This window comes from Gemmatimonas sp., assembly GCF_041689975.1.
Classification (GTDB): Bacteria; Gemmatimonadota; Gemmatimonadetes; order Gemmatimonadales; family Gemmatimonadaceae; genus Gemmatimonas.
The window spans coordinates 1-7,000 of the sequence record NZ_JBDNFF010000303.1; the positions used below are offsets into that span (position 1 = coordinate 1).

Sequence of the window (7,000 nt, forward strand, 5' to 3'; positions counted from 1 at the left end):
CGGCAAGCGCGCGCTCGAGGCGGCTTTCGGACGGGCGCCGGTGATTACGGGCGAGGGCGGGAGCATACCCGTGGTCGGCGACTTCGAGCGCATTCTCGGCGCGCCGGTACTGCTCATGGGCTTTGGCCTGCCCGGCGAAAAAGCCCATGCGCCCAACGAGTGGATCAGTATCGAGAACTACCAAGGCGGCATTCGCGCCGCTGCCACGTTACTTGACGAGTATCGGGCGGCGACGCGCTGAGCGCCGGCCTCGTGATCAGAACGAGCCGAGGATGTCGTCCGACCCGTTGTCATCGTCATCGAACGGGATCATCGCAGAGGCACTCATCGGGAAGACGTCGTCCGACGTATGCGAGCCATTCCCTACACGGGCCTTGACGAGTCCCTTCGCCGCCGGACGCGCCGGTGTCTTGGACCGCGGTGCTGCGACCTTGGCGGCAGGCTTGGCCGACGACTTCGAGGCCTGCGGCCGCGGGGCGGCCGGACGAGGCGACGAGAAGGCCGGTGAACCGTTCAGCGCGGCCTGACGGCGGGATGTCGAAGTGACCGAGTGACCAGCTTCGCTGTGATGATTGCGATCACCCACGTCGAACTGTGACGCCAGCTCCTGCATTTCGGCCGCTTGGGCCGACAGCTCGGCGGCGGCACTCGCCGATTCCTCGGCATTCGCAGCCGTGCGCTGCGTGAGCCCGGCAATCTGATCCATCGACGACGTGACTTCGGTGAGCTCCTTCTGCTGCTCAGCGGCGCCCTCGGCGATGTTGTTCATGATCGCCGACGCGCGTTGCACACCGGTTCGGATTTCATGCAGACGACGCGTCACGCTCTCGTTCAGCTTCACGCCGGTCTCCGCCTTCTGCACCGACTCTTCGATCAGCGTTGCCGTATTACGCGATGCTTCCGAGGCGCGGATGGCCAGACTGCGCACTTCGTCGGCTACGACCGCGAAGCCCTTGCCGGCGTCTCCTGCACGGGCCGCTTCAACGGCTGCGTTCAGCGCCAACAGATTCGTCTGGAACGCGATCTCATCGATCGTCTTCACGATCTTCGCCGTGGAGTCGGCCGAGCGCTTGATCTCCGCCACGGCTTCAGCAAGCGCCGTCATGCGTTCCACGCCCTGCTCGGTGTCCACGTTCGCACGCTCCATCGCCGCCCGCGCTTCGTTGGCGTCGGCCACGTTGGCCTTCGTGCGGTCGTCCACCACCTTGATACGATTCGAAACCTGATCGATGGCGCCCGCCTGATCGGCCGCGCCGCTGGCCAGCTCCTGGCTGCCTTCACCGATCTCACGTGCCGCCGAATTCACCTGGCTGATCGCCATGGTGAGCGAGGCGAACACTTCAGCGATGTTCTCGAGCGCCGTGTTCAGCGAGTCCTTGATCGCCGCATGTTCGCCGACGTAATGGCCGGTCACGCGGGCCGAGAGGTCACGGGCGGCGACACGCGCCAGCACGTCCTTCGCTTCGCTGATCGGTTCGACCACCGAGTCCAACATCTCGTTCGTACCCGAGATCAGCTGCTGATACGCGCCGCGGAACTGCTCCGGGTTGCCACGCTTGGCAAGATCGCCGTGCTTGGCCGCGTCGATCACGCCATTGATCTCGCCGACGATGCCCCGCAGCGTATCGGCGGCGCCGTTGATGCTCTTCGACAGAACGTCATGCTCCGAACGGACCTCCACCTTCGACGTCAGATCGCCGGCGGCGAGACGATCCGCCGCCTGAGCGACACCGCCGATGTAAGCCAACATCTCGCGGAAGGCGCCGGCCAGCGCGCCGATTTCGTCGTTCGACGTGATGTTGATCTCCTGCGCCACCTTGCCGCGCGCGAGTTCGGAGGCCGCCGTCGACAGCGTCTGCATCGCGCCGATGATGCTGCGCAACGTGCCGATCGCGAGCACGCCGAGTGTGATGAGCGAGATGATCAGCACGACCGCCGTGACCAGCCGCGTCGTCGTCTGCAACGTACGCGCCGTGCCGAAGGCGGCGGCGATCGCCGCTTCCCGCTCGGTGGTGTGCTGTTGCAGAGCCTTCGAGAGCGCAGCGTACTTGGTCTTCACGCCCTGCATGCCGCCCATCATGTCTTCCATCGAGCCAGAAATCATCCCCATGCTCGTGGTGCGGGCCTGAGCGGCGTAGCTCGTGAACTCGGCGCTGAGCGCACGGACCTGCGTCGAGTCGACGCTCGGGTTACGGGCCAGCGAGTCGGAGAGCGCGCGGAACGTCTTGCCGATGGAGTCGGCAGCAGCCACGGCGCCCGTGTCGCTGGCGCCAACAGCGTCGCGCAACGCGCGCTGGTATACGTCGAGCTGAGACTGCAGCTTCTGGCTGGTCTCGAAGGCCGGAGATTCCTGAAGCTCGATGCGCTCGAGTTGTGCTTGCGAACGGCCGCCAAGCACGAACGTCGTGGCGAGCGTCGTGAGAAAGCCAACGGCCGCTACAAGCGGAAGGGCCAGGATCTTGGCCCGCAAGGACAGGGTTCGGAACATTTGGGGAGTGCGGAGGGCTGCAAAGGAATTCGGCGAGGGCTTCGTCGCCCGAGCGCTGTCAGATACGGGTATCGGAGCGTCAGCGACAGCACTTAACCCGTTACCGAATGCCGTCGCACTCCCGCCACACTCCCGGCACAATCATCACATCGCGCGCACAGCAAAGCGGGGCGACGGATGATCCCGTCGCCCCGCTTTGCTGTGCGCCGCTGCCAGAACTCAGAGTCCGTCGAGCAGCGAATCGTTGTTCGACGTGGCGGCGATGCGCTTGATGAGCCATTCCATACCCGCTTGCGGCGGGAGCTGATGCAGGCCGCGACGCAGCAGATGCACCTTCTCGAGCTGATCGGGGCGAAAGAGCTTCTCTTCGCGGCGCGTACCGCTGGTGCCGATGTCGAACGCCGGGAATATGCGACGGTCGGCCAGCGAGCGATCGAGCTTGATCTCGCAGTTCCCGGTGCCCTTGAACTCCTCGAAGATCACGTCGTCCATGCGCGAGCCGGTCTCGACGAGTGCCGTGGAGATGATCGTGAGCGAGCCACCGCCGTGCTGCGGCGCAATCATGCGTGCCGATCCGAAGAACGCCTTGGGCTTCTGCATCGCGTTGCTGTCGAGTCCACCGGACATCGTGCGGCCGGTGCCGCGCTCCACGGTATTGTAGGCGCGCGCAAGACGCGTGATCGAGTCGAGCACGATCACGACGTCCTTGCCCTGTTCCACCATGCGACGGGCCCGTTCGAGGGTCATCTCGGCCACTTCCACGTGCCGCTTGGGCGGCATGTCGAAGCTGGATGCCACGACCTCGCCGTAGCCCCACGTGATCATTTCACTCACTTCTTCCGGACGTTCGTCGACCAGAAGTACGAGCAGACCCGCTTCGGGATGGTTGATGGCCACACCCTCCACGATCGCCTGCAGGAGCGTCGTTTTTCCGGCGCGGGCCGGCGCGACGATGAGCGCACGCTGCCCGTAGCCGATGGGCGCAATGATGTCGATCGCGCGACGCGTGAGTTCCGGGCCCGTCTTGGCCGGACGTCCCGTTTCCAGCGTCAGCTTCCGATCGGGATAGCTGGCCGTGAGCGTATTGAAGTCGGGGCGCTTTTCGAGCACGACGGGCGAGCCGTCGTTGAGCTGCTGCACTTCGATGATGACTTGACGACCGCGCGGGTCGCGCCCGAACGTGACGTCGAGCTTGTCGCCGCGACGAAGCTGATGTAGGCGCACGAGTGCCGGCGATACGAACGGGTCGGTCGGATCGGGCAGGTAGCTGTTAATCGCGCGACGCAGGAAGCCGCCATCACGCGACGGGTCGAACCAGCCGGATATTGTGCCTTCAGCGACCGTAGGAGTCGACGGCATCGACGGTGCACCCTCCACACCACCCTCGCCACCCTGCGGCGAACGAACGTCGCCACCGGCCCCATCGCGACGGAAGCGGCTGCGACCGCGGCGTCCATTGCGTCGCAACGCCGCGTCACCACCGCGATCCGGTCCATTCCGATCGCCGCGATCACCGCCGCGATCCGGTCCAGGCCGATCGCCGCGATCCGGTCCTCGATCGGCGTTCCGATCCGGTCCTCGTTCTGGTCTGTCTGACAAAGCACTCGGTCCGCCCGTCGGCGCACCGCCGGTCGCGTCAGGACGCTCGCCGCGCGCGCCACGATCGCCGCGCTCGTGGCGACTGCGGCCGCGGTCGCGCTGACGGCCACCGCGATCGGGGCGGCCCGAGCGGTCGGGACGTTCCGGGCGATCGCCGAACGGGCGCTCCGAGCGAGGCTCGGCACGCTCCGCGCTGCTGGCGGGCGGGTTAGCCGGACGGTCGAAGGCACGGTCGTAGCGATCGGCGCCGTCCAGACGAGGACGCTCAGCCGCGGGATCAAAGAAGGGAGGCGTGAATCGCGGCTCCGGCGGCGATTCCGCGCGCGGGACGGGCGGGACTGGCGGCGCCTCACGATCGGAACTGAACGGAGCCTCGCGGTCGGCGTTTAACGGAGCCTCAGCGGCGGTGTCGACCGCTGGACGACGAGGGGGACGGCCGCGACGTGGTCGAGGAGCCTCGTCGGGTGCGTCAGCTGCCGCTGCCGGCGATGGAGCGGCATCCCTCGGCGCGGGCGCCGACGGGGCATCGAGATACGGATTGTCGTCGCCACCGGCATCGGGGGACGGCGCGGCACTGGTGCGGCTGCGGCGAATCGGGCGTTTGCGTTCGGTCATTCGAAAACTGCGAGTGGTACAGTGGGCTCCGTTCCGATCTGGAAGGGAGCGCGACCCCGCCGCAGGCATGAAGACATGCGATGCAACAGGCCGAAACTTCGATGCCCGGGTTGGGCTCGAAATGCGCAGAGAGCGCGGATATTACGGGTCGCTTTGGACGGGTAGAGTCGTACGAACCTTCGTACGTGCCTTCCGGTACCGCGGGGGGTGCGCGAGAAATTCGCGCCTCCAGTCACAAGGGGAAGGTCGCAAAATCGCGACGGATCCCCGGCCGACCGATTCATCCGGTCTGCATGTGCTGTACCACGTGGTCTGAGACCTTGGCACAGCCAGCCGGTGTCGGTGGGCTCGTCACGCGTACTTTGAAAAGCATTGCGTGACAGTAGGAGTATTACGATCCCGCCCCGATCGCGCAACCCACGAATCGTGACCGTGACCTGACCAGATCGCCCGACCTGTCTAGTTTTCGACATATGATCGCACCTCCTCTCGACCTCCCGGCTGCCCTCGCTGATGCGGTGGGCGCCTACGAAGCTTCCGGAAACGTCGGCGCCCTGATGGACCGCCTGCACACGCTCCGCGCCACCGTCACCCCCGACGCCCTCGTGGCCGCCGCCGAGCCGTGGCTCCATATGCCCGAAGTCGTCGGCCCGCTCTACGAGCGTGTCGTTGATGAGCAGCCGACCAACGCGCGTGCACTCGTCATTCTCGCCAATGCCTTCTGGCTGTCCGGTCGCGGCCCCGAAGTCGTGGGCGACCTGGCCAGCCGCGCGCTGGCCTCCGATCCGCAAAATCGCGGCGCTTGGCACATGTGGGCGCTGACCGAATCGAATCAACGCGATCGCACGATCCGTTGGTTGCAGGTCACGCAGCGCTTCCCCGAAGATCAGCTGGCCAAGGCCGCGCTCGCCGACAACGCGAGTTCGCTGGCTGCCGCCGAGCATGACAAGGAAGCGTTGGCACTCGCCATTTCCGCGTACGAAGAGCTGTGGGCCAACTCGCCCACCGAGCAGCAACGGGCGGCGCTCGAGACCGCGCTCGCCACCCTTCGCAACTACTCGCTGTGACCGACGCGCCCACCCCCCGCACGCCGACACCTGGCACGCCGCCGCACGACCACGTGGAAAGCGATGCGCTCGCCGAGTTCCGCCTGTTCCGCGAGCGCATGAACACGCGCATCCTCGGCGAAAACAATCTTGTCATCAACCGCTTCTTCAATCTCGACGGCCGCGCCTACGAGGCCGGCGCCTTGAGCCTCAAGACGAAAGAACTGCTCGGGCTCGTGGCCTCGCTCGTCCTGCGCTGTGATGACTGCATTACCTATCACATCGTCCGCTGCGCCGAAGAAGGCGTGAGCCGCGACGAAGTGTTCGAAACGATGAGCATCGGCCTCATCGTGGGCGGCAGCATCGTGATCCCGCATCTGCGGCGTGCTGTCGATCGCTGGGATGAAGCCGAGAAAATGCGCAGCTAACGCGCGACGGTCTTCGGATTGCCATCGGAGACGTAGCGCGCCCACTTGCCGGGCTTGTCCATCTGATCGAGCGTGGCGGACAATTTGGTGCCGCCCTGCAGCGGCACCCGTGGCAATGACTTCGGGTTGAACTCCGGATCGAACGGGCTGCGCGCCGGACCGCCCGCCACTTCAAACACGGCCTCGTGGCGATAGCGCACGTCACGCTTGCTCTTCTTGTCGTACCACGATCCGTTGAACGCCAGCGCTCTGTTCCTAGGCCATAGCCCATAGGGCAGGGCAAATCCACGCACCTTGTATCCTGGCACCGCCGAGTCGATCGCCATCGCGCCGCGCGCCAGCTGTTCCTGCACCACGGCGTCGGAGTACTTGCTGAGCTTCGCATGCCACAACGTGTGGTTGCACAGCTCGAAGCCCTGCTGCGCCAGGAACTGCACCTTCTTGAAGCGCCACTCCGTCTTCTGACCGTCGATACCCTTGTCGCCGAAGAACGCGTGGCCCGCTTCAGCGGCCGGCAGCATGCAGAACAGCCCCTTGGCCTTCCAATCAGGGTGCGCCTTGATGAAGTCGAGCAGGATACCGACTGCACTCGTGGGATCCACCACCAGTGCGCCGTTGCGTTCGATGTACCGGAACTGACTCGGTGACGCATCATCGAAAGTGAACAGCACCGGCGTCTTGCCCGCCGGGATATCCATTGTTTTGTCCAGCATCTCCGACAGGTTCACCGGCACGTAACCGCGCGCGTGCAATTCAGTCAGCTCCGCACGGAATCGCTCGCGCGACACCTTGTAGGTGCCGTTGGCCGCCACCACCTGATGCCA

At 65.6% G+C, this 7,000-nt stretch carries 6 protein-coding genes; 3 read left to right on the forward strand and 3 right to left on the reverse strand.

The annotated features are described in order from the left end of the window. The coding region (locus ACESNG_RS18425) for a M20/M25/M40 family metallo-hydrolase (RefSeq protein WP_373070252.1) at positions 1-241 on the forward strand (241 nt) is incomplete at its 5' end. Positions 242-256: 15 nt separating this feature from the next. Here the strand turns inward: ACESNG_RS18425 and ACESNG_RS18430 are convergent. Together ACESNG_RS18430 and rho are read right to left on the reverse strand one after the other, a co-directional pair. After that, the gene (locus ACESNG_RS18430) at positions 257-2,488 is read right to left on the reverse strand and encodes a methyl-accepting chemotaxis protein (protein ID WP_373064737.1); all 2,232 of its coding nucleotides are present in this window, start codon (positions 2,486-2,488) and stop codon (positions 257-259) included. Between the two features lie 219 nt (positions 2,489-2,707). Beyond that, positions 2,708-4,702 (reverse strand): transcription termination factor Rho, encoded by a 1,995-nt coding sequence (gene rho, locus ACESNG_RS18435; protein WP_373064739.1) that lies wholly within the window; start codon positions 4,700-4,702, stop codon positions 2,708-2,710. Positions 4,703-5,175: 473 nt separating this feature from the next. On the opposite strand from rho, the gene ACESNG_RS18440 reads away from it, so the two are divergent. Together ACESNG_RS18440 and ACESNG_RS18445 are read left to right on the forward strand one after the other, a co-directional pair. Then, positions 5,176-5,769 carry a hypothetical protein gene (locus ACESNG_RS18440; RefSeq protein ID WP_373064741.1) on the forward strand — a complete coding sequence of 198 codons (594 nt, stop codon included), beginning with the start codon at positions 5,176-5,178 and terminating at the stop codon, positions 5,767-5,769. A gap of 98 nt (positions 5,770-5,867) precedes the next feature. Further along, positions 5,868-6,176, forward strand: coding sequence for a carboxymuconolactone decarboxylase family protein (locus ACESNG_RS18445; protein ID WP_373064745.1), 309 nt, complete (start codon positions 5,868-5,870; stop codon positions 6,174-6,176). Here the strand turns inward: ACESNG_RS18445 and ACESNG_RS18450 are convergent. Continuing rightward, on the reverse strand, positions 6,173-7,000 hold an 828-nt coding region (locus tag ACESNG_RS18450), incomplete at its 5' end, for a polysaccharide deacetylase family protein (RefSeq protein ID WP_373064743.1). The genes ACESNG_RS18445 and ACESNG_RS18450 overlap by 4 nt on opposite strands.